The organism is Burkholderia sp. BCC1998, from assembly GCF_905339875.1.
Lineage (GTDB): Bacteria > Pseudomonadota > Gammaproteobacteria > Burkholderiales > Burkholderiaceae > Burkholderia.
Genome location: NZ_CAJPHE010000006.1, coordinates 217,633 through 236,821, shown reverse-complemented (window position 1 = coordinate 236,821; position 19,189 = coordinate 217,633). Strand labels below are relative to the sequence as shown.

General features: G+C 68.9%; 21 protein-coding genes. 8 read left to right on the top strand and 13 right to left on the bottom strand.

Annotated features, from left to right (window positions below; genetic code table 11):
- Positions 1-155 precede the first annotated feature (155 nt).
- Positions 156-323, bottom strand: coding sequence for a hypothetical protein (locus U5A56_RS13780; protein ID WP_185500310.1), 168 nt, complete (start codon positions 321-323; stop codon positions 156-158).
- A gap of 256 nt (positions 324-579) precedes the next feature.
- On the bottom strand, positions 580-999 hold the full coding sequence (locus U5A56_RS13775) for an HIT family protein (protein WP_044848523.1): 420 nt from the start codon (positions 997-999) through the stop codon (positions 580-582).
- A gap of 289 nt (positions 1,000-1,288) precedes the next feature.
- Between U5A56_RS13775 and U5A56_RS13770 the strand changes: the two genes are divergently transcribed.
- The gene (locus U5A56_RS13770) at positions 1,289-2,464 is read left to right on the top strand and encodes a hypothetical protein (RefSeq protein ID WP_321922839.1); all 1,176 of its coding nucleotides are present in this window, start codon (positions 1,289-1,291) and stop codon (positions 2,462-2,464) included.
- Positions 2,465-2,667: 203 nt separating this feature from the next.
- Entirely contained in the window at positions 2,668-4,071 is a 1,404-nt protein-coding gene (locus U5A56_RS13765) for a serine hydrolase (RefSeq protein ID WP_321922837.1), read from the top strand.
- Positions 4,072-4,137: 66 nt separating this feature from the next.
- On the opposite strand, the gene U5A56_RS13760 is transcribed toward U5A56_RS13765, so the two are convergent.
- From U5A56_RS13760 to U5A56_RS13745, 4 genes are all read right to left on the bottom strand, one after another.
- The gene (locus U5A56_RS13760; RefSeq protein WP_044848521.1) at positions 4,138-4,761 is read right to left on the bottom strand and encodes a glutathione S-transferase family protein; all 624 of its coding nucleotides are present in this window, start codon (positions 4,759-4,761) and stop codon (positions 4,138-4,140) included.
- A 141-nt stretch (positions 4,762-4,902) separates the two neighbouring features.
- Positions 4,903-5,373, bottom strand: a complete 471-nt coding sequence (locus tag U5A56_RS13755; RefSeq protein WP_124486106.1) for a DUF2269 family protein — start codon at positions 5,371-5,373, stop codon at positions 4,903-4,905.
- On the bottom strand, positions 5,370-6,623 hold the full coding sequence (locus U5A56_RS13750) for an SDR family oxidoreductase (protein WP_321922834.1): 1,254 nt from the start codon (positions 6,621-6,623) through the stop codon (positions 5,370-5,372). The genes U5A56_RS13755 and U5A56_RS13750 overlap by 4 nt, the downstream gene beginning before the upstream one ends.
- Before the next feature lie 141 nt (positions 6,624-6,764).
- Entirely contained in the window at positions 6,765-7,298 is a 534-nt protein-coding gene (locus U5A56_RS13745) for a GbsR/MarR family transcriptional regulator (RefSeq protein WP_006760784.1), read from the bottom strand.
- A 206-nt stretch (positions 7,299-7,504) separates the two neighbouring features.
- Here U5A56_RS13745 and fabV point away from each other — a divergent pair, with 206 nt between their 5' ends.
- The gene (fabV, locus tag U5A56_RS13740) at positions 7,505-8,707 is read left to right on the top strand and encodes an enoyl-ACP reductase FabV (protein WP_124529225.1); all 1,203 of its coding nucleotides are present in this window, start codon (positions 7,505-7,507) and stop codon (positions 8,705-8,707) included.
- Between the two features lie 58 nt (positions 8,708-8,765).
- Here the strand turns inward: fabV and U5A56_RS13735 are convergent, their stop codons facing one another.
- Positions 8,766-9,470 (bottom strand): SDR family oxidoreductase, encoded by a 705-nt coding sequence (locus tag U5A56_RS13735; RefSeq protein WP_044848517.1) that lies wholly within the window; start codon positions 9,468-9,470, stop codon positions 8,766-8,768.
- 337 nt (positions 9,471-9,807) lie between these two features.
- Between U5A56_RS13735 and U5A56_RS13730 the strand changes: the two genes are divergently transcribed.
- Complete coding sequence (locus tag U5A56_RS13730) at positions 9,808-10,392, top strand: TetR/AcrR family transcriptional regulator (protein WP_321922831.1); 585 nt, start codon at positions 9,808-9,810, stop codon at positions 10,390-10,392.
- A 31-nt stretch (positions 10,393-10,423) separates the two neighbouring features.
- Here U5A56_RS13730 and U5A56_RS13725 read toward each other — a convergent pair whose 3' ends face one another.
- Complete coding sequence (locus U5A56_RS13725) at positions 10,424-11,002, bottom strand: membrane protein (RefSeq protein ID WP_044848515.1); 579 nt, start codon at positions 11,000-11,002, stop codon at positions 10,424-10,426.
- A gap of 178 nt (positions 11,003-11,180) precedes the next feature.
- Positions 11,181-11,711: a GNAT family N-acetyltransferase gene (locus tag U5A56_RS13720; RefSeq protein ID WP_044848514.1), complete on the bottom strand. Its 531-nt coding sequence runs from the start codon at positions 11,709-11,711 to the stop codon at positions 11,181-11,183.
- A gap of 196 nt (positions 11,712-11,907) precedes the next feature.
- Between U5A56_RS13720 and U5A56_RS13715 the strand changes: the two genes are divergently transcribed.
- The 3 genes from U5A56_RS13715 to U5A56_RS13705 all read left to right on the top strand — a co-directional run bounded on the left by U5A56_RS13715 (position 11,908) and on the right by U5A56_RS13705 (position 13,328).
- The gene (locus tag U5A56_RS13715) at positions 11,908-12,285 is read left to right on the top strand and encodes an ArsR/SmtB family transcription factor (protein ID WP_257772717.1); all 378 of its coding nucleotides are present in this window, start codon (positions 11,908-11,910) and stop codon (positions 12,283-12,285) included.
- Positions 12,248-12,733: an SRPBCC family protein gene (locus U5A56_RS13710; protein WP_124892081.1), complete on the top strand. Its 486-nt coding sequence runs from the start codon at positions 12,248-12,250 to the stop codon at positions 12,731-12,733. The genes U5A56_RS13715 and U5A56_RS13710 overlap by 38 nt, the downstream gene beginning before the upstream one ends.
- Before the next feature lie 118 nt (positions 12,734-12,851).
- On the top strand, positions 12,852-13,328 hold the full coding sequence (locus tag U5A56_RS13705) for an SRPBCC family protein (protein ID WP_321922828.1): 477 nt from the start codon (positions 12,852-12,854) through the stop codon (positions 13,326-13,328).
- A gap of 31 nt (positions 13,329-13,359) precedes the next feature.
- On the opposite strand, the gene U5A56_RS13700 is transcribed toward U5A56_RS13705, so the two are convergent.
- The 4 genes from U5A56_RS13700 to U5A56_RS13685 all read right to left on the bottom strand — a co-directional run bounded on the left by U5A56_RS13700 (position 13,360) and on the right by U5A56_RS13685 (position 18,163).
- Complete coding sequence (locus U5A56_RS13700) at positions 13,360-14,490, bottom strand: amidohydrolase family protein (protein ID WP_321922826.1); 1,131 nt, start codon at positions 14,488-14,490, stop codon at positions 13,360-13,362.
- Between the two features lies 1 nt (position 14,491).
- On the bottom strand, positions 14,492-15,799 hold the full coding sequence (locus U5A56_RS13695; protein WP_044848509.1) for an MFS transporter: 1,308 nt from the start codon (positions 15,797-15,799) through the stop codon (positions 14,492-14,494).
- 85 nt (positions 15,800-15,884) lie between these two features.
- The gene (locus U5A56_RS13690) at positions 15,885-17,180 is read right to left on the bottom strand and encodes a CaiB/BaiF CoA-transferase family protein (protein WP_321922823.1); all 1,296 of its coding nucleotides are present in this window, start codon (positions 17,178-17,180) and stop codon (positions 15,885-15,887) included.
- Positions 17,177-18,163 carry a hydroxymethylglutaryl-CoA lyase gene (locus U5A56_RS13685; RefSeq protein ID WP_321922821.1) on the bottom strand — a complete coding sequence of 329 codons (987 nt, stop codon included), beginning with the start codon at positions 18,161-18,163 and terminating at the stop codon, positions 17,177-17,179. Before U5A56_RS13685 ends, U5A56_RS13690 begins: the two co-directional genes overlap by 4 nt.
- Positions 18,164-18,336: 173 nt before the next feature.
- Between U5A56_RS13685 and U5A56_RS13680 the strand changes: the two genes are divergently transcribed.
- Positions 18,337-19,158 (top strand): IclR family transcriptional regulator, encoded by an 822-nt coding sequence (locus tag U5A56_RS13680; protein WP_044848506.1) that lies wholly within the window; start codon positions 18,337-18,339, stop codon positions 19,156-19,158.
- Positions 19,159-19,189: the final 31 nt, after the last annotated feature.

Below are 19,189 nucleotides of genomic sequence, written 5' to 3'. Positions count from 1 at the left end.
CGGAGTGGGCTTTCCTGTGAAGTATAGGAACCCGGGCGGGCCATGCGCACGCGCGCCGTCATGCGGCGCGCGAGTCGTCCGTGCGGGAAGCGGCGGCCAAGCGTCGAACGACGGGGCCGCTCGACGTGCGGGCGGCGCCCGCGCCTGCCGCCCGGTCAGCGAATGCGGAAGTTGCCGCCGATGCCGACGCTGACGGGCGGTGCGTAATAGGCCGGCGCATAGCCGTAGTAGGCCGGCGCGGGTGCGTAGTAGCCGTAAGGCGGCGCGACATAGCAGCCGGACAGGCCGCCGATCAGCGCAAACGTGATGAGGATTTTGTACATGACTCGATTCCCGGCGAAGAGGGCACGTTGCATCTCGCGAAAACCACGCCGTCGCAGCCTGCGACGGCCGGCACGGAAGAGACAACCGGCCCTTCCCGTCGCTCGATGCGGCAATGCGCGGAGTCTAGCGCCGGGGCCACCGGGACACGTTTCGCGAGCGGTTACACGTGTTACGTGGTGTGACCGCTGAAACAGGCGCGCACGGCGTCGCGGCACGCGCCCGCTGGCGCCGCCCGAACCACGCGCCGTCTACGCGTTACACGAAACGCGCGCGGATCCGCTCGGCGACCGATTCGAGCGTCGCCGAATCGGCGATGTCGCGCGCGTGCATCCGCAGCTCGACGCCTTCCCAGCGCGGAATCACGTGGAAATGCACGTGCGGGACCGTCTGGCCCGCCGCCGCGCCGTTGAACTGGCCGATGAAAACGCCGTCCGGCCCGAGCGCCGCGCGCACGGCCGCCGCGACGCGCTGCGTCATGCGGATGCCGGCCGCGGCCGCGTCGCCGGACAGCTCGAAGATCTGCGCGGCCGGCTCCTTCGGGATCACGAGCACGTGACCGTCGGCCTGCGGCATGAGATCCATGATCGCGAGGGTCGCGTCGTCTTCGGCGACCTTCACGCACGGCAGTTCGCCGCGCAGGATTCGGGCGAACGGGTTGTTGTTGTCGTAGGACATGGGCGTTTTCCGATGTTTGCGATTGCGGTTTGACTGGGAACGATGCCGGACGATTATCGGCCGACGGCGGTCCGGATTTCAACTTGTCAGGCCGTGTCGCCATGGCGGCGAACAATGCGCGCCGACTCGCGTGCAATGCCCGTCGCCGGATGGAATATCCGGCCGTCGCGATCCGTTTATTTCGAGTGCGGACTCGCACGTCAAGACCGCGGATCCGCGCCGGACATCCGCGCGCTGCGCAGGCCGGCAGCCGGGATGACTGCTCGCGATCATCAACCGGAGTCATGCCATGGACCCTCTCCCCTCCTGTCGTTCGCCCGCCCCGCCCGTGTTTGCCGTTCATCCGCCGATCCTCGCCCACGCCCGCCGCACGATGGCGCGCACGCTATGCCGCGCGGCTTTCGGCGCGGGGCTGATCGCGTTGTCGTCGGCTTTCGCGTGGGCCGGCGGCGGCAATTCCATCCTGCCGGTCTCGTCGGTCACGGCGTCGACCGTGCCCGCCAACGGCGACGTCAATCCGTACGGCATCGCGTTCGTGCCGCGCGGCGTGCCGAGCTGGAGCACGCTGAAACCGGGCGACGTCGTCGTATCCAACTTCAACGCGGCATCGAACACGCAAGGCACCGGCACGACGGTCGTCAAGCTGTCGCCCGGCAAGACGCCGGCAACGTTCTTCCAGGGCAGCAATGTCGGCCTGACGACCGCGCTCGCGGTGCTGCGCAGCGGCTTCGTGCTGGTCGGCAACGTGCCGGCGCCGGACGGCAAGACCGTGGTCCCCCCGGGCTCGCTGCTCGTCATCGGTCCGCAAGGCAATCTCGTCACGCAACTGTCGAGCAGCACACTGCTCGACGGACCGTGGGACATGACCGTGATCGACCGCGGCCAGCGCGTGACCGCGTTCGTGTCGAACGTGCTGAACGGGACGGTCGCACGGATCGAGCTGATGATCGGCAGCGACGGCGTCAGGATGCTGCCGGGCTCGCAGATCATCGCATCGGGCTACGTGAACCGGACCGATCCCGCTGCGCTCGTCGTCGGCCCGACCGGCCTCGCGTACGATCCCGACATCGACGTCCTGTATGTCGCCTCGACCGGCGACAACGCGGTGTTCGCGATCCAGAATGCCGCGACGACGAATCGCAACGGCGGCGTCGGACGGATGATCTACTTCGATGCGGCTCACCTGCACGGCCCGCTCGCGCTGGCGCTCGCGCCGAACGGCCATCTCGTGACCGCGAACGGCGATGCGGTCAACCCCGACCCGCTGCAACCGAGCGAGATCGTCGAATTCACGGTGGACGGGCGCTTCGTCGCGCAGATGCAGGTCGATACCGTGCCGGGCGCGGCATTCGGGCTCGCGTTCGGGCGCGGCAGCAAAGGCCAGCCGGAATTCGCGGCCGTCGACGACAACACGAATACCGCGACGGTCTGGACACTGCGTTCGGACAACGGCAACGCACAATGACGCATCCCGCGAACGGGCCGCGTGCGGCCCGTTCGAACCTGCGCGATCGACACATGCGATTCGCAGACGCCGGGCACCATGCCGCCTGACCGACGCCGCCCGGCGTCACCCGCCCCCACGATTGCCACCGCTCGCGCGAACCTGCGACACTGCCGGATCGTTGCCATCGTTGCCGGCCGGCACGCCACCGAGGACGCTCGCGCATGACGATCCCCTTCAAATCGCTGATCCTGCGCGGTGCCGCCGTCGCGCTCGTCGCCGCGGCCGGCTACACCGGCTACATGCTGTCGCGGCTCGCGCCCATCGCGACGGGCTATGCCGCGAAGGCGCTGTGTTCGGGCGTGTTCGTGTCGGGCCGTCCGGCCGCGTCGGTGATCGACGTCGACATCATGGCCGGCGTGCATCCGCTGCTGAAGCTGGTGCGTCCGTCGATCGATCCCGAGCATCATCGCGCCGTCGCGACCTTCGCCGGGTTCGCGCAACGCGAGGCGGACTTCCGGCCCGGGCTCGGCTGCACGCTCGCGCTCGGACCGTCGCCCGGCGGGCTGCCGGCCGCGCTACCGCCCGCCACCGATCCGCCGCCCGCGCACGAAGCGGCGCCGGCCGACCCGCCCGCCGGCATCGACGCGCACAAGCTGCAGGCCGCGCTCGACCGCGCGTTCGACGAACCCGATCCGGCGCGGCCGCGGCGCACCCGCGCGGTCGTCGTGATGTGGCGCGGCCAGGTGATCGCCGAACGCTATGCGCCCGGCTTCGCGGCCGACACGCCGCTGCCCGGCTGGTCGATGACGAAGACCGTGACGGCCGCGCTGGCCGGCATGCTCGTCGCGCAGCACAAGCTGTCGCCGGACGCGTCGGCGCTGCTGCCCGAATGGCGCGACAGCGGCGACCTGCGCGCGGCGATTACGCTCGACGAGCTGCTGCGGATGACGAGCGGCCTGCAATTCAACGAGGACTACGACGACCCGCTGTCCGACGTCGCCGTGATGCTGTTCACGCAGCCGGACACCGCGCGTTTCGCGTCGGCCATGCCGCTCGCCGCGCAGCCCGGCACGCAGTGGTACTACTCGAGCGGCACGAGCGCGATCGTCGCGCGCGTGATGCGCGAGGCGATGGGCGGCACCGAAGACGACTACCTCGCGTTTCCGCGCCGCGCGCTGTTCGCGCCGCTCGGCATGCGCAGCGCGGTGTTCGAGCCCGATGCGGCCGGCACGCTCGGCAGCGCGTCGTTCATGTATGCGAGCGCGCGCGACTGGGCGCGCTTCGGGGAGCTTCTGCGGCAGGACGGGGTGTGGAACGGGCAGCGGCTGCTGCCGCAAGGCTGGGTGCGCTACCTGACGCGCGCGACGCCGCTGTCGACGCGCCAGGAATTCGGCGCGCATCTGTGGGTGAAGGTGCCGGAGCCGTTCAACGATCGCAATGCGCACGCGAGCCCGCTGCCCGTCGACGCGTTTCATGCGGTCGGCCATGAAGGCCAGTTCGTGAGCGTGGTGCCGAGTCGCGAGCTGGTGGTCGTGCGGCTCGGGCTGTCGCGGCCGGAATCCGCATGGAATCACGAGGCGTTTCTCGCGCGCGTGCTCGAGGCCGTACCGGCATCGGGCTCGTGACGGCCGCGGCGCGGCGGCGCTGCGGCGGCAAATCACGCCGCCGCGCCGCGCGCGACATGCGATGCGTTACGGGTTCGCGCTGCCCGCGTACTGCTGGAAACCTTCGCGCGTCGCCAGGCGCTCGATGTAGCGCTTCACTGCCGGGAAATCCGGATGCTCGAACGGCGTGCCGAACCAGCGGTTCACCGACAGGCCGATCGGAATGTCCGCGAGCGTGAAGCGGTCGCCGGCCACGAACGCGCCGGTCGCTTCGAGCTGCGCGTTCAGTATCTGCATGTGCTTCGTCCAGCCCGCGATCGACTGCGCGATCGCCGCCGGGTCCTGGTGATCGGGCGACTTGCGCACGAGGCCGAGGAACGCGCCGACCCACGAGCGGTTCAGGTCCGTGCCCTGCCAGTCGATCCACTGATCGACCCGCGCGCGCGCCTGCGGCTCGGCCGGATAGAGCGCGTCGCCGCCATAGCGGTTCGCGAGATAGCGGATGATCGTGTTCGACTCCCACAACACGAAGTCGTCGTCCTTGATGACCGGCACGAGGCCGTTCGGATTCAGCGCGAGGTAGGCCGGATCGTTGGTCGTGCGAAAGCCCGCGCCCCAGTCTTCCTGTTCGAACGGCAGGTTCAGTTCGGTGCACAGCCACAGCACCTTGCGGACGTTGATGGACGGGATCTTGCCGAGGATGTGCAGCATGCAGGCTCCTTGTGAGGTCGAATGCGAAGCGTTCGGGAGGCGCGACACGGCCCGGACGCGCTCCCGTCGAAGTTATACACGAGCCCGCGAGAATCGACAGCGCGTCAGGCGAAATCGCCGTTTCAGGCCGCGCTGCCTCGCTCACATCGGCTTGAGCACCATCAGGAAATAAACGCTCAGCATCGCGAAGAACGCCGGATAGCCGAGCAGCTCCCAGCGCTTCGCATAGCGCCAGTACCGTTCCGGCAGCGCGGCAGCGCCGTTCGCGTGCGCGAGCTTCGCCATCGCGGCCAGTTCGATCTGCAGCCATACGACCGGCAGCCAGCACGCGCCCGCGACCGCATACAGCACGATCGACGCGACCAGCCACGGCGTCGTCCACGGCCAGCCGGCCGTATGCGCGAGCCACAGCCCGGATGCGGGCTGGAACAGCACGGCCGGCGTCGTGAACCACCAGTCCGCGCGCACGACGAGGCGCGACACGGCGGCAATCGCCGGCACCGAGCGCGTGCGGTTCGCGAAGAACAGATAGAACGCGGTGCCGAAACCCGTGCCGACCATCAGCACCGAGGACAGGATATGCAGCGTCTTGATCACGAGATAGGTGTTCATGCGTGTTCTTCTTCTGAAAAGAGGATCAACAGGATCGCCAGAATCGGCACGTTCTTGAGCACGGGGCCGAACGGCTCGGCGAGCAGGCCGGGCATCGTGACCGCGATGACGGCCGAATACGCGACGATCAGCGCGCCTTGCGCGGCCCACAGCCGGCGGGACGGCGCGACGACGGTCGCCACGCCGAACGCGAAGTCCAGCGCGCTGGCCGCGTAGAGCGCGATCAGCGCGGGCAGCCCGGTCAGGTGCGCGCGGGCGAGCATCGCGAGGCTGTCGTGCCGCGGATGGATGAACGCGCTGACGATGGCCGTCCAGATCCAGACGATCGCGAGCGCGCCCAGCAGCAGCGGCCGCCGCCACATCGCGAGCGCGTCGCGGCGCAGCGCGGGCGCGTCCGCGCCGATGAAATGCCGCAGCCCGCGCGGCGGCCGGCCGAGCACGGCCGCGAGCGCCGCGGGATCGCCGGTGTTGCCGCCGCGCAGCATCGTCCACGTGTCGCGGGTCAGCATCGCGCCCGGCAGCGTGCCGAGCAGCGCGGCCGCCGCACCGACCAGCGGGCCCGGCAGCGCGATGCGCGCCGCCGGCGGGAAGCCCAGCGCGGCGCGATAGACGCTCAGCATCTCGCGATACTCGACTTCGTCGCCGCCGACCGCGTCGATGACCGGGTTGCCGGCCGCCGGCGCATCGACGAGCCGCGCGACGAGTTCGGCGAGATCGTCGATGTGCACGGGGCGCAGCCGCTGATGGCCGCCCGCCGGCAATGCGTGCACGGGCAGGCTCGCGAGCATCCGGAAGAACCGTGCCGACGTGCCGGAAGCGCCGTAGACGAGCGCCGGGCGCACGATCCGGTAATCGAGCGGCAGCGTCCGCAGGAAGGTGTCGGCTGCGTATTTGCTGGCGAAATACGGCGTGTCGCCGCGCTCGACGCCCAGCGCCGAGATCTGGATCACGCGTCGCACGCGGGCACGGCAGCACGCGGTGAAGAGCGCGCAGGGCGCCGCGCGATGCACGGCGTCGAACGTCGCGTCACGCCGGTCCGCAAGGATCCCGACCGCATTGATCACCACGTCGACGCCGTCGAGCCGGGCGAGCCACGCATCGGGATTGACGTCCTTCGTGAAGTCGATCGCGACGTCGTGCGGGCCGACCGCATGCCGCACGCCGCGCAGCACGCGATGGCCGCCGGCTTCGAGCCGCGCGCCCAGCGCCCGCCCGATGAAGCCATTCGCGCCGCAGACGAGGATGTTCATGTCGCACTCCGCGGTGCGGCATGCCGGCGGATCGATCGCGATGCCCTGTTCATTTTCGTCCTCTACCTACAGTTATTTCTGTAAAGACAGAAATTTCACTTCCAAAAAAAGCGGGCTGCGTGCCCGCACGTCCGGTACCGCTTACTTCGACGACTTGCGCCTGACCGTCTGGCTGATCTTCGCGCCGATGCCGAGCGCCTTCATCAGCGTGTCGGGCTTGAGCCGCAGCATCTCGTCCGACCAGGTCGTGAGCGTCTCGACGAACTGCAGCGTGTCGCGGATGCGCTGTTCGGTTTCGCGGCTCTCGTCGGCGATCTCCGGGCTCGTCAGGCAATCGCGCAGCACCGTGAGCGTCGGTTCGATCTCGCGCTGCCGCCGGCCTTCGACGATCAGCTTGAACAGTTCCCAGATGTCGGTCGACGTCTCGAAGTGGTCGCGCCGGTCGCCCAGCACGTGCACGACCTTCGCGAGCCGCCATGCCTGCAGTTCCTTCAGGCTCGTGCTGACGTTGGAACGCGCGACGTTGAGCGTCTCGGCGATCTCGTCGGCCGCAACCGGCCGGCCGGCCAGGTACAGCAGCGCGTGAATCTGCGAGACGGTGCGGTTGACGCCCCAGCGCGAGCCCATTTCGCCCCAGTGCAGGATGAATCGTTCGGCAATCGGTGTGAGTTCCATGTCGGGGAATTTAGTTTTTTCAGTTATTTCTGTCAAGAGAGAAATATCGGGCGGCGACGCGAATGGCTGCCTCGACCGTCCCGCCCGCGGGCGACTGCGACCGCGGCCACGGCTCACCTTTCCCGCCGTTGCGCCCGCTTCCATTACAATGCGCGGGATTTTTCCGATTTCAGGCCGTCCGCGCCTTTCTGACTAGAGGTTCTCCCATGATCATCAAACCGCGCGTGCGTGGCTTCATCTGCGTGACGACTCATCCGGTCGGCTGCGAAGCCAACGTCAAGGAACAGATCGACTACGTGACTTCGCACGGCCCGATCGCCAACGGTCCGAAGAAGGTGCTCGTGATCGGCGCGTCGACCGGCTACGGCCTCGCCGCCCGGATCTCGGCCGCCTTCGGCTCGGGCGCGGACACGCTGGGCGTGTTCTTCGAGCGCGCCGGCAGCGAAACGAAGCCGGGCACCGCCGGCTGGTACAACAGCGCCGCGTTCGAGAAATTCGCCGCCGAAAAGGGGCTCTATGCGCGCAGCATCAACGGCGACGCCTTCTCCGACAAGGTCAAGCAGATCACGATCGACACCATCAAGCAGGATCTCGGCAAGGTCGACCTGGTCGTCTACAGCCTCGCGGCACCGCGCCGCACGCACCCGAAGACGGGCGAAACGATCAGCTCGACGCTGAAGCCGGTCGGCAAGTCGGTCACGTTCCGCGGCCTCGACACCGACAAGGAAGTGATCCGCGAAGTGTCGCTCGAGCCGGCGACGCAGGAAGAGATCGACGGCACCGTCGCCGTGATGGGCGGCGAGGACTGGCAGATGTGGATCGACGCGCTCGATGAAGCCGGCGTGCTGGCCGACGGCGCGAAGACGACCGCGTTCACGTATCTCGGCGAGCAGATCACGCACGACATCTACTGGAACGGCTCGATCGGCGAAGCGAAGAAGGATCTCGACAAGAAGGTGCTGTCGATCCGCGACAAGCTGGCCGCGCATGGCGGCGACGCGCGCGTGTCGGTGCTGAAGGCCGTCGTCACGCAGGCGAGCTCGGCGATCCCGATGATGCCGCTCTACCTGTCGCTGCTGTTCAAGGTGATGAAGGAAAAGGGCACGCACGAAGGCTGCATCGAGCAGGTGTACGGGCTCCTGAAGGACAGCCTGTACGGCGCGACGCCGCACATCGACGAGGAAGGCCGTCTGCGCGCGGACTACAAGGAGCTCGACCCGCAAGTGCAGGACAAGGTCGTCGCGATGTGGGACAAGGTCACCAACGAGAACCTGTACGAAATGACCGACTTCGCGGGCTACAAGACGGAATTCCTGCGCTTGTTCGGCTTCGAGATCGCCGGCGTCGACTACGACGCGGACGTGAACCCGGACGTGAAGATCCCGGGCATCATCGACACGACGGTCTGACGAAACGCCCCGCCGCCGCGCTCATCGAGCGAGCGGCGGGGTCGCGTTGCCGGCCGCGTCAACGCGGCGCCGGCTCTTCCAGATAGACGCCCGACGACAGCGTGGCCTTCACCTGCCGCGTGAACTCGTCGGTCGACACTTCCTCCTCCCCTGCTTCGATTGCCTCGTACGCCTGGCGCACGACGTCGGCCGGCGTGGCCTTCGGCACGTCGAGGCCGGCCGTCAGGTCGGTATCGATGAACCCCGCATGCAGCCCGACGACCTGCGTATGCTGTTCGCGCAGCGAATGCCGCAGCCCGTTGGTCAGCGCCCACGCGGCCGACTTCGACACGCCGTAGCCCGACAGGATCGGCCGGTTCACCCAGCTCGCGACCGACAGCACGTTCAGGATCGCGCCGCCGCCGTGGCCGGCCAGCGTTCCCGCGAAGGCGCGCGACATCGCCAGCATTCCGAACACGTTGGTTTCGAAGTGATCGCGCAACGCGTCGAGCGCGCCGTCGTCGGTCAGGCTGCCGAGTCGCGCGATGCCCGCGTTGTTGATCAGCAGCGTGACGTCGCGCGCGATATCGGCGGCCGCGGCGACCGTCGCCGGATCGGTCACGTCGAGCCGCACGGGCACCACGCCCGGCAGCGTCACGCTGGCCGGATCGCGCGCGCCCGCATAGACCTTGCGCGCCCCGCGTTCGAGCGCCTGCTTCGCGAACTCGCGGCCGAGCCCGCGGTTCGCGCCCGTGACGAACACCACTGCACCTTCGATCTTCATGCTCGTTCCTTTCGGAGAAAGGATCCCGCTCGCGCCGGTTCGCCGCGCGCCCGGGATCCGGTGATAAACCACGCCGCCATCGCGGACCGAACCGTTGCTCCGCCGGTGCCGTGCCGGAAGCCGGGCAGTCCGCCGCCCACGCCACGCCGCACCGGGACCGATATCCATCCGTGCCGCGCCGGTCGCTTCGCTTCATTCGCGAAGTCGGCTACACTCGATGTCAATGTCGATCACCATTGTCTTTGCGATGCATTGTGTCAGCGCGATTTCGACACGTCAATGGCGATCACCATTGTGTTTTTCAATCGACGCAATTGCCGGAATGAGGGAGGGATCGATGGGCGTCTCGAGACAACAGGCCGCCGAAAACCGCAACGCGATCGTCGCGGCCGCCGAGCGGCTGTTCCGGGTGCGCGGTGTCGACGCGGTGGGGTTGACGGAGTTGATGAAAGAAGCCGGCTTCACGCAGGGCGGCTTCTACAACCACTTCAAATCGAAGGATGCGCTGGTCGCCGCGGTGATGGAGAAAGCCATCCAGGACCGCGCGGATTCACCGAACGCCGGCAGCGTCGCGAAGCAGGCGACGGCGTACCTGTCGACCGCGCATCGCGACAACGTCGAAGCCGGTTGCCCGCTGTCGGGTTTCGCGGGCGATGCGCCCCGGCTGACCGACGCGGCGCGCGCGTGCTACGCGCACGGCGTCGCCGCGTATCTCGACCGGCTGGAACGGATGGTGGCCGCCGAAGGCTCGGCCGCGGCGGACACGCGCCGCGACGCGATCGCCGCCTTCAGCCAGATGGTCGGTGCGCTCGTGCTGTCGCGCGCGATCGCCGGCACCGATCCGGCGCTGGCCGACGAGATCCTCGACGCGGGTCGGCGCACGCTCGGCGCGCAGCCCGACGATCCGGCCGTACCGGCGTAGCGGCACGACGGGCGCCGGTCGCGCGCGATCGCTATTGCACGGCCCTGGCGGCGTCCCACAACGGCCGCTGGCCGAGCGCCGCATGCCACGCCGCGAATTGCGTGCGCCACGACTCGAACGGCTCCGACAGCGGATGACGCGGATCGTCGCTCAACGCATACGCCATCCCCTCGATCAGCCAGCGCGGCTTGGTCGCGACCGCGAGGTTGCCGAGCACTTCGGCCTGCCGGTGGTGGATCAGCTCATGGGCGAGAAAGTAGGTCTGCCAGCCGCGCGGCGCGACGACCACGCCGAAATCCCCGAGCGTCAGTGCCGCCCGTTCGCCGAGACCGAACTGGTCGGCGCACGCGCGCGTCGAGCAGAACACGACGCGCGGCGCGTCGCGAAACGGGCCGACGGCCGCGGCCGCGCGCGCGTAGCCGTCTCGATAGAGCTGCTGCGCGATGCCGAGCTTCGCGGCATCGTCGGTGCAGATGTCCGCGCTCGGGCATGACACGCCGGGCAGCAGCGCGGGCGCGACGACGCGCAGCGGCTTGACGAGCGCGTAGGCGGCGATCGGCACCGCGACGAGCAGGCCCGTGAGGGCGAAGGCGATACGGGAGCGTTTCATCGAGGCGGCAATTCCGTTGGCGTGGCGGTGACGTGTTCCAGCACGAATATATCGGAGCCGCGGCGGCGCCGGCCGGCTTTTCTGGTTCGCCCGGCTTCCGGCGCCGGTACTGCCGCGCCGCCGCGCCGCCGCGCACGCGCGCCGGTCGCGACCCGGATCGCGACCGCATCCGGCCCCGTTACGCGAGCTGCTTGTGAAAATACGTCGTCGCGCACAACGCGCCGTCGGGCATCAGCGCATAGTTCGGCACGACGCCCACGCGCTGCCAGCCGGCCCGCTCGTACAGGCGCTCGGCATCGCCGCCCGTCACGGTGTCGAGCACGAGCACGGTCTTGCCGGCGGCGCGCGCGGCGTCGTCGGCAGCCGCCATCAGCCGCGCGGCGACGCCCTGCCGGCGCGCATGACGCGACACGAGCATCTTCGCGAGGTCCGCTCGATGCGGCTGGTTCTCCGGCTGCGCGGTCACGAGTTGCACGGTGCCGACGATCCGGCCGGCCGCGTCCTCGGCGATCAGCAGGATGCGCTCGCCGCGCGCGACGCCGTCGGCAACCCGCGTCCAGAACGCGACGGCCGTCGAGCGTTCGATCGGCAACATGAAGCTGACGGACGCGCCGCCTTCGACGCAATCGATCAGCACGTCGGCCAGCGCGTCGATGCAGGCGCGGGCTTCGCTCGCGTCGACGCGGCGGACGGTCACAGGTTCTGTCATACCCTCTCCGGTATATTAGGCGGGGCACGCGTTCGGCCGACGTGCGCCCGGATCGAATGGAATACCGCCGTGTTGCCGATACATGCGCAACGTCGGCGGATGCCCGGCAACACGACGCCCGGCCCGGTCGGCGGGTGTTACCTCCCCATCATCCTAAGCGACGAAAATTCTCGTTGCATTGCCTATACTTAGCCGCATGGCTAACTTTCAACCCGGCATCAACGACGTATTCCAGGCGCTCGCCGATCCGACGCGCTGCGCGATCGTCAGCGCGCTCGGCAACGGCGTGCGGACTGTTTCGGAACTGGCCGCGCCGTTCGACATGGCGCTGCCGTCGCTGATGAAGCATGTCGCGGTGCTCGAGCGCAGCGGCCTCGTCACGACCCGGAAAACCGGCCGCACGCGCACCTGCGAGCTGGTCGGCGGCCGGCTGGCCGAAGCCGAGCAGTGGCTCGCCGCGCAGCGCGCGCTGTGGGAAGCGCGCGCCGATCGCCTGGTGGAATTCGTCGAACGCCGTCACCAGGAGGAGCACGCGCATGTCAACCCGCCACGTCGACCCCGCCGAAGCTCATGACCTCGTCATCACACGCACGCTGCATGCGCCGCGCCAGGCGCTCTGGCGCGCGTGGACCGATCCCGAACTGCTGAAGGAATGGTGGTGCCCGAAACCGTGGACCACCGAAGTCCGCGCGTTCGACCTGCGCCCGGGCGGCGCCTTCCACACGTTCATGCGCGGCCCCGACGGCGGCACGAGCGACAACCCCGGGTGCTTCCTCGACATCGTGCCGGAAGCGCGCATCGTGTTCACGTCGATGCTTGCGGGCGGCTGGCGGCCGCAGGTGCCGTGGCTGGGCTTCACGGCGATCATCACGATGGCGGATGACGCCGCCGGTTGCCGCTACGAGGCGCGCGTGATGCATCCCGACGCCGCGACGCGCGAGCGCCACGAGGCCCTCGGCTTCTTCGAGGGCTGGAACACCTGCATCACGCAGCTCGACGAATTCGCGTCCGCATTGCGCTGAATACGCACGTGCGCGGGCCATTGCATGCCGCCGCGCGCGCGCCTAGGATTCCTGAAGGAAGCGTGACGACACGCCGGCATCCGGCGTGCACCGTCGCGCGCGCTCCGCGGGAGGCCACATGCTGCAGATGCACACGCATTCGACCCGGGTCAGCCGGCACCTGAACGCACCGCGCGGGCGCGTCTATCGCGCGCTGCTCGATCCGCACGCCGTCGAACAATGGAAGGTGCCGGACGGCATGACGTGCCGCGTGCTCGCCTACGACGCGCGCGAAGGCGGCGCGCTGCGCGTGTCGCTGAGCTACGACGAACCGTCGGACGGCGCCGGCAAGACCACCGCGCACACCGACACCTATCACGGCCGCTTCGTGACGCTCGTGCCCGACGAACGGATCGTCGAAATCGACGTGTTCGAAACCGACGATCCGATGCTGCGCGGCGCGATGACGATCACGATTACGCTGTCCGACGAAGCTGGCGGCACACGCGTCGACGCGGTGCACGACGGTGTGCCGCCAGGCGTGCCGGCGGCCGACAACGAGACCGGCTGGCGCATGGCGCTCGCCCGGCTGGCGGCGCTGGTCGAGACGGGCTAGCTAGCCAGCGCGACGCGACGTGCTCGGTGCGTCAACCGAGCCGGTACGCGTGCGAGACGGTTCCGCGGAACAGCGCATCGCGCTCGTCCGGGCTCGCGTGTGCGGTCAGCCGCTTGAACGCGTTCCAGCCGTTCACGTACGAATACGAGCCCTTGTCGACCGGAAAATTGCTCTCGAACATGCAGCGCTTCGCGCCGAACGCCTCGATGCACGTGAGCATCCACGGCTTCCACGCGGCGGCGAGCTGTTCCGACGACGGCGGCCGCGCGCCCTTCTCGAAATCGAACCCGTTGATCCGCATGCCGAGGCCCCCGACCTTCACGAATACGTTCGGCAGCTGCGCGAGTTCGCGCATCGATGCCGACCAGCGCTGGAAGACTTCCGGCCGCTCGTCCGCGTAGCTCGCGATCCGCACGACGCCGCCGCAGTGATTGACGACGATCCGCGTGTCGGGGTTCGCCTTCGCCAGATCGAACAGCTCGGGCAATTGAGGAAAGAACAGCCACGCGTCGTACGACAGTCCGAGCGGCGCGAGCTGCGCGACGCCGGCCCGGTACGCGGGGTCGAGCAACAGCCCGCGCGGCACCGCCGACAACGGGTTGGCGAGCGACGGATCGGCATCCCAGGTGCTCAGGTGTCGAACGCCGCGAAAGCGTCCGCGCCCCGCGTCGACATGCGCTTCGAGCACGTCGCGCACGCGTTCGCCGAGCCGCAGGTCCGCGTGCCCGACGATGCCTTTCGCGACGGCCGGGCCGCTGCGTTGCAGCGGCTCCGTCACGCCGGCGACGTAGGCCGTCTCGCCGACCGGCTTCAGTTCGGCCGGGCCCGCGTCGCGATAGCGCGTCAGCGCCTGCATGTAGACGGATGCCTGGACGTTGTGGCCGGATCGCGCGTCCTGCAGATAGTCGTCGAGCATGTAGATCCAGCCCGGCCGCTCGTAGAAGTGATGATGCGCATCGACGATCGGCAGATCCGGATCGAGTGCGGGTTCGAGCGCAGATGCGAGCCAGTCGCTTCGTACTGCGAGATAGTTGCCTTGGGTCGTCATGCGGGAGGGTCCGTTTTCAGCCGGCGCGCGCGTATCGGCCCATGCAGGGAGCGCGAGCGATGCGGCGGCCGCACCGAGCAACCGGCGTCGTTTGATCGAAATGGTCGCATCCATGTCATTCGCTCCGGTCGAATGCGTATAGCGACAGCGTGAGCAGCGTCGTGATCGCCAGCACGATCGCGAGGCCGAGCATCCCGGCCGTGAAGGTGCCGAAGCCGTCCTTCAGGTAGCCGACGAGATAAGGGCCCGCGAATCCGCCGAGCGCGCCGATCGAATTGATCAGCGCGAGCCCGCCGGCCGCCGCCTGGCCGGACAGGAAGCGCGAAGGCAGCGTATAGAAGATCGTGCGGCCGGCAATCGTGCCGATCAGCGCGAGCGTGATGCCGACGAGCGCGGGCCCGAGCGTCAGGAAGTGGGTCGACACGCCGAGCGCCACCGCGCCGATGGCCAGCCCGATCGCCAGGTTCGCGACCGGGCCGCCGCGCCGGTCCACCCGCTTCGCCCACCACAGCAGCGCGACGGTCGCGAAGAAGTACGGCACCGCGGAAAGCCAGCCCGTCTGCATCGTCGACATGCCGTGCGCCTTGAGCATCTGCGGCAACCAGATGCCGATCCCGTAAGAACCCATCGTGAAGCCGAACGAGATCAGCGCGAGCACGTACACGCGCACGTCGCGCAGCGCGACGCCGAAGTGCTTCTTGCGTCCGGCGGCCGCGCCTTCGCGCTCGAACGCGCGCTGCAGCGCGGCGCGCTCGTCGCTCGACAGCCACGCGGCATCCGCGGGCGAATCGGACAGCAGCTTCAGCACGAAAAAGCCGAGCGCGCACGCGGGCAGCCCTTCGACGATGAACATCCACTTCCAGCCCGCAAGGCCGAGCGCGCCGTCGAGCTGCAGCAGCCACGTGGACAGCGGGCCGCCGATCAGCGACGACAGCGGTGTCGACACGGTGAACCACGCGAGCACGCGGGTGCGGTAACTCGCCGGAAACCACACCGCGAGGAAAAAGATTACGCCCGGAAAGAACCCGGCTTCGCCGATGCCGAGCAGCAGCCGGATCGCATAGAAACTCGTCGGCCCGGTCGCGAGCGCGGTCGCGGCCGCCATCAGCCCCCACGTGATCATGATGCGCGCGAGCCAACGGCGCGCACCGAAGCGATACAGCGCGAGATTGCTCGGCACTTCGAACACGCAATAGCCGGCGAACATGATCCCCGCGCCCCAGCCGAACTGCGTCGCGGTCAAGCCGAGATCGCGGTTCATCGTCAGCGCCGCGAACCCGACGCTCGTGCGGTCGAGGTAGTTGAAGAAGTACGCGAGCGCGAGCAGCGGAATGAAACGCCACGCGGCCTTGCGCACGGCCCGTTGCTCGATCGACGCGTCGGTTTCGCGATCGGCGGCCAGCGCCGGGGAAGCGGATGTCATGGTTGTCTCCGTGGATACGGCGCTCCTCGCCCGCGCGATCGCACGGGCAGGACGCCTGTTGTTCGTTCGATGGATCGCGGCGGCGCTACGCGCTCGCCACTTCGTTCGCCGAAGGCGCATCGGCCGCCACGTCCGGCGGTTGGCCGTCCGCGCCGTGTCCGTGCGACCCGGCGACGACGCCGGCTTCGATCAGCGCCCGGGCCTCGTCCGGCGTATAGCCGAGTTCGCCGAGCAACGCGCACGTGTCCTGACCGAGCGCGGGCGGCGCCGCGCGCAGCCGCAGGCGCTCGCCCGCGAGCGTGAGCGGCAGCAGCGCGGTGCGCGTGTCGACCGGCCGGCCGGCGCTGCTCGCGTCGGCCGGCAGCGTCACGGCTTCGAGCCCGCCCGTCGCGAGCAGATGCGGATCGTCGAACAGGTCCTGCGGCTTCGTGATCGGCGCATACGGCAGGCCGATCGATTCGAAGATCGCGCCGATCTCCGCGGCCGAATGCGCGGCGAGCCGCGCACGCAGTTCGGGCAGCAGCCACTCGCGGGCCTGCACGCGCAAGTTGTTGGTTGCAAGACGCGCATCGTCCTTCAGCGCGGCGAGGCCGAATGCATCGCAGAACAGCGCCCATTGCGTGTCCGATACGACCGCGAGAAAGATCTGCTCGCCGTCCTTCACCGAAAACACGTCATAGACCGCCCACGCGGAAATGCGGCTCGGCATCGGCGACGCGGCCTGCCCCGTCACCGCGAACTGCATCATGTGCTGCGCGACCAGGAACACGTTGTTCTCGAACAGCGAACTCTGCACCTGCTGGCCGCGGCCGGTGCGTTCGCGCTGCGCGAGCGCGGCCATCGCGCCGATCGCGCCGAACATCCCGCCCATGATGTCGTTCACGCTCGAGCCCGCACGCAACGGCCGGCCTTCGGGGCCCGTCATGTACGCGAGACCGCCCATCATCTGCACCACTTCGTCGAGCGCGGTGCGATGTTCGTACGGCCCCGGCAGGAAACCCTTGTGCGACACGTACACCAGGCGCGGATTCAGCGCGGACAACGCGGCATGGCCGAGACCCAGCCGATCCATCGTGCCGCTCTTGAAGTTCTCGCTGAACACGTCCGCCGTCGCGACGAGCCGCCGCACGATCTCGAGCCCGCGCGGATCCTTCACGTCGACCGCGAGGCTTTTCTTGTTGCGGTTGAACATCCCGAAGAAGCCCGCGCCGGAACCGCGCAGCGCACGCGTGCTGTCGCCCGCGATCGGTTCGATCTTGATGACTTCCGCGCCGAGATCCGCGAGCAGCATGCCGCAGGTCGGGCCCATCACCATGTGCGTCATCTCGATCACGCGCACGCCTTCGTACGGCAGCGCCGCGGCCGGTTGGCGATCGTTCATTGCGCGACTCCCGTCAGGCAACCTTCCGGCTGGGCCGCCGACGGCGCACGGCCGTCCGCGTAACGGAATCCCTTCGGCAGCCCCGCGTCCGGCACGTGGCCGTACAGCGGCTCGGCAGGCAGCGCCGCGTGGAGGATCGCGCGCGCGGCGAGCAGCGCATCGGCGTCGATGCCCGTGTCGATCCCCATCGACTCCAGCAGGAACACGAGATCCTCGGTGACGATGTTGCCGGTCGCGCCCGGTGCATACGGGCAGCCGCCGAGACCGCCCTGGCTCGCGTCGATCGTCGTCACGCCGGCGTCGAGCGCGGCAACGACGTTGGCGAGCCCCTGCCCGCGGGTGTTGTGGAAGTGCGCGCCGCCGGCCTTGTCGCCGACTTCGCGTTGCAGGCGCGCGAACAGCCGGCGCACCTGCACCGGATTCGCATAGCCGCTCGTATCGGACAGACCGATCTCGTCGACCCCGCATTCGGCCATCGCAGCCGCCATCGCGATCGTCTCGTCGTCGGAGACCGCGCCGGCAAGCGTGCAGCCGAACGCGACCGACACGCCGGCCTCGATCTGCACCGACGGAAACCGCGCGTCGCGCAGCGCGACGATCGCGCGCACCTCGTCGATCATCTGCGCGGGCGTCTTGCGGATGTTCGCCAGCGAGTGCGCCTCGGTCACCGAGACCGGCAACGTCAGCTTGTGGACGCCCGCCTCGAACGCGCTTTCGGCGCCGCGCAGGTTCGGCGCGAGCGCGGCGACGTGCAGCCCGGGAATCGCCAGCGCATGCGCGACGACTTCCCGCACGTCGGCCATTTGCGGCAACAGCCGCGCGGGCACGAACGACCCGACCTCGATCTCGCGCAGGCCGGCCGCGGCGAGCGCGGTGATCCAGCGCCGCTTGTCGGCTGTCTGCATCACGGCCTTGATGCTCTGCAGGCCGTCTCGCGGCCCGACCTCGCTGACCAGCACCTCTGGATACCCGGAAACGCTCATTCGACACCTCATAGTTCTATCCAAAAGAACAACGTTCTGTTTGACGGAACTTTAGAGGCGCGTCGAATCGCCTGTAAGCGGGGTATACCCGTGAAATTGCGATTTTTTGGAACTTGTGTTCTATCAGACAGAACGATATAGTGGATCGACCGTCACCCAAGGACCTGCAAGCCGTGCCTCCGACCTCGCTCCCCGCAGAACCCACCGGCGCCGCCCCCGACTCGTCGGCCGACGCCTCCAGCGGCGTCGCCGTCCTCGATCGCGCGTTCGCGATCCTCCATGCCTTCGGGCAAACCGACGACCGGCTGTCGCTCGCGGAACTGTCGCGCCGCACCGGGCTGTACAAGAGCACGATCCTGCGCCTGCTCGCCGCGCTCGAGCACGGCGGCTTCATGCGCAAGCTCGACGACGGCCAGTACGCGATCGGACACGAGCCGTTGCGGCTCGCCGCGCTGTACCAGCGTTCGTTCCGGGTCGGCCCGGTCGTCGAGCCGCTGCTCGAGACGCTGAGCCGCGAACTCGGCGAAACGGCGTCGTTCTACGTGCGCCACGGCGAGATGCGCTCGGTGCTCTATCGTGTCGAACCCACGCGCACGGTGCGCGTGTCGATCCGGGTCGGCGAGGAGTTTCCGGTTCACCAGGGAGCGTCCGGGAAGGTGCTGCTCGCGTTCACCGACCCGCACGATGCACGCTGGAACGACATACGCGAACAGTTGTGGGCCGCGTCGTACGGCGAGCGCGACCCGGAGACGGCTTCGGCGTCCGTGCCGGTGTTCGGCGCGGCCGGCGATTGCGTCGGCGCGCTCACGGTGTCCGGGCCGAAATCGCGGCTGGCCGCCGCGCCGGCGATGGCCGCGGCGCTCGCGCTGCTGTTGCCGCTCGCGCAGAAGGCGACCGTCGCGCTCGGTGGCGCCGGCGCGCGCTACGACGCGCAGGCCGTGCGCGACAGTCTCGCGCGCTTCACCGCGGCGGCGGACGAACCCGCGCAGCCCTAGCCGGCACGCGCGTCCGCGACGCGGCAGCGCA

Coding starts and splice junctions, on each gene's coding strand:
- U5A56_RS13720 (WP_044848514.1), bottom strand. CDS start 11,711: ATGACAGAACCTGTGACCGTCCGCCGCGTCGACGCGAGCGAAGCCCGC.
- U5A56_RS13730 (WP_321922831.1), top strand. CDS start 9,808: ATGGGCGTCTCGAGACAACAGGCCGCCGAAAACCGCAACGCGATCGTC.
- U5A56_RS13700 (WP_321922826.1), bottom strand. CDS start 14,490: ATGGATGCGACCATTTCGATCAAACGACGCCGGTTGCTCGGTGCGGCC.
- U5A56_RS13750 (WP_321922834.1), bottom strand. CDS start 6,623: ATGAACATCCTCGTCTGCGGCGCGAATGGCTTCATCGGGCGGGCGCTG.
- fabV (WP_124529225.1), top strand. CDS start 7,505: ATGATCATCAAACCGCGCGTGCGTGGCTTCATCTGCGTGACGACTCAT.
- U5A56_RS13780 (WP_185500310.1), bottom strand. CDS start 323: ATGTACAAAATCCTCATCACGTTTGCGCTGATCGGCGGCCTGTCCGGC.
- U5A56_RS13755 (WP_124486106.1), bottom strand. CDS start 5,373: ATGAACACCTATCTCGTGATCAAGACGCTGCATATCCTGTCCTCGGTG.
- U5A56_RS13745 (WP_006760784.1), bottom strand. CDS start 7,298: ATGGAACTCACACCGATTGCCGAACGATTCATCCTGCACTGGGGCGAA.
- U5A56_RS13735 (WP_044848517.1), bottom strand. CDS start 9,470: ATGAAGATCGAAGGTGCAGTGGTGTTCGTCACGGGCGCGAACCGCGGG.
- U5A56_RS13765 (WP_321922837.1), top strand. CDS start 2,668: ATGACGATCCCCTTCAAATCGCTGATCCTGCGCGGTGCCGCCGTCGCG.
- U5A56_RS13775 (WP_044848523.1), bottom strand. CDS start 999: ATGTCCTACGACAACAACAACCCGTTCGCCCGAATCCTGCGCGGCGAA.
- U5A56_RS13695 (WP_044848509.1), bottom strand. CDS start 15,799: ATGACATCCGCTTCCCCGGCGCTGGCCGCCGATCGCGAAACCGACGCG.
- U5A56_RS13690 (WP_321922823.1), bottom strand. CDS start 17,180: ATGAACGATCGCCAACCGGCCGCGGCGCTGCCGTACGAAGGCGTGCGC.
- U5A56_RS13715 (WP_257772717.1), top strand. CDS start 11,908: ATGGCTAACTTTCAACCCGGCATCAACGACGTATTCCAGGCGCTCGCC.
- U5A56_RS13725 (WP_044848515.1), bottom strand. CDS start 11,002: ATGAAACGCTCCCGTATCGCCTTCGCCCTCACGGGCCTGCTCGTCGCG.
- U5A56_RS13710 (WP_124892081.1), top strand. CDS start 12,248: ATGTCAACCCGCCACGTCGACCCCGCCGAAGCTCATGACCTCGTCATC.
- U5A56_RS13685 (WP_321922821.1), bottom strand. CDS start 18,163: ATGAGCGTTTCCGGGTATCCAGAGGTGCTGGTCAGCGAGGTCGGGCCG.
- U5A56_RS13705 (WP_321922828.1), top strand. CDS start 12,852: ATGCTGCAGATGCACACGCATTCGACCCGGGTCAGCCGGCACCTGAAC.
- U5A56_RS13760 (WP_044848521.1), bottom strand. CDS start 4,761: ATGCTGCACATCCTCGGCAAGATCCCGTCCATCAACGTCCGCAAGGTG.
- U5A56_RS13770 (WP_321922839.1), top strand. CDS start 1,289: ATGGACCCTCTCCCCTCCTGTCGTTCGCCCGCCCCGCCCGTGTTTGCC.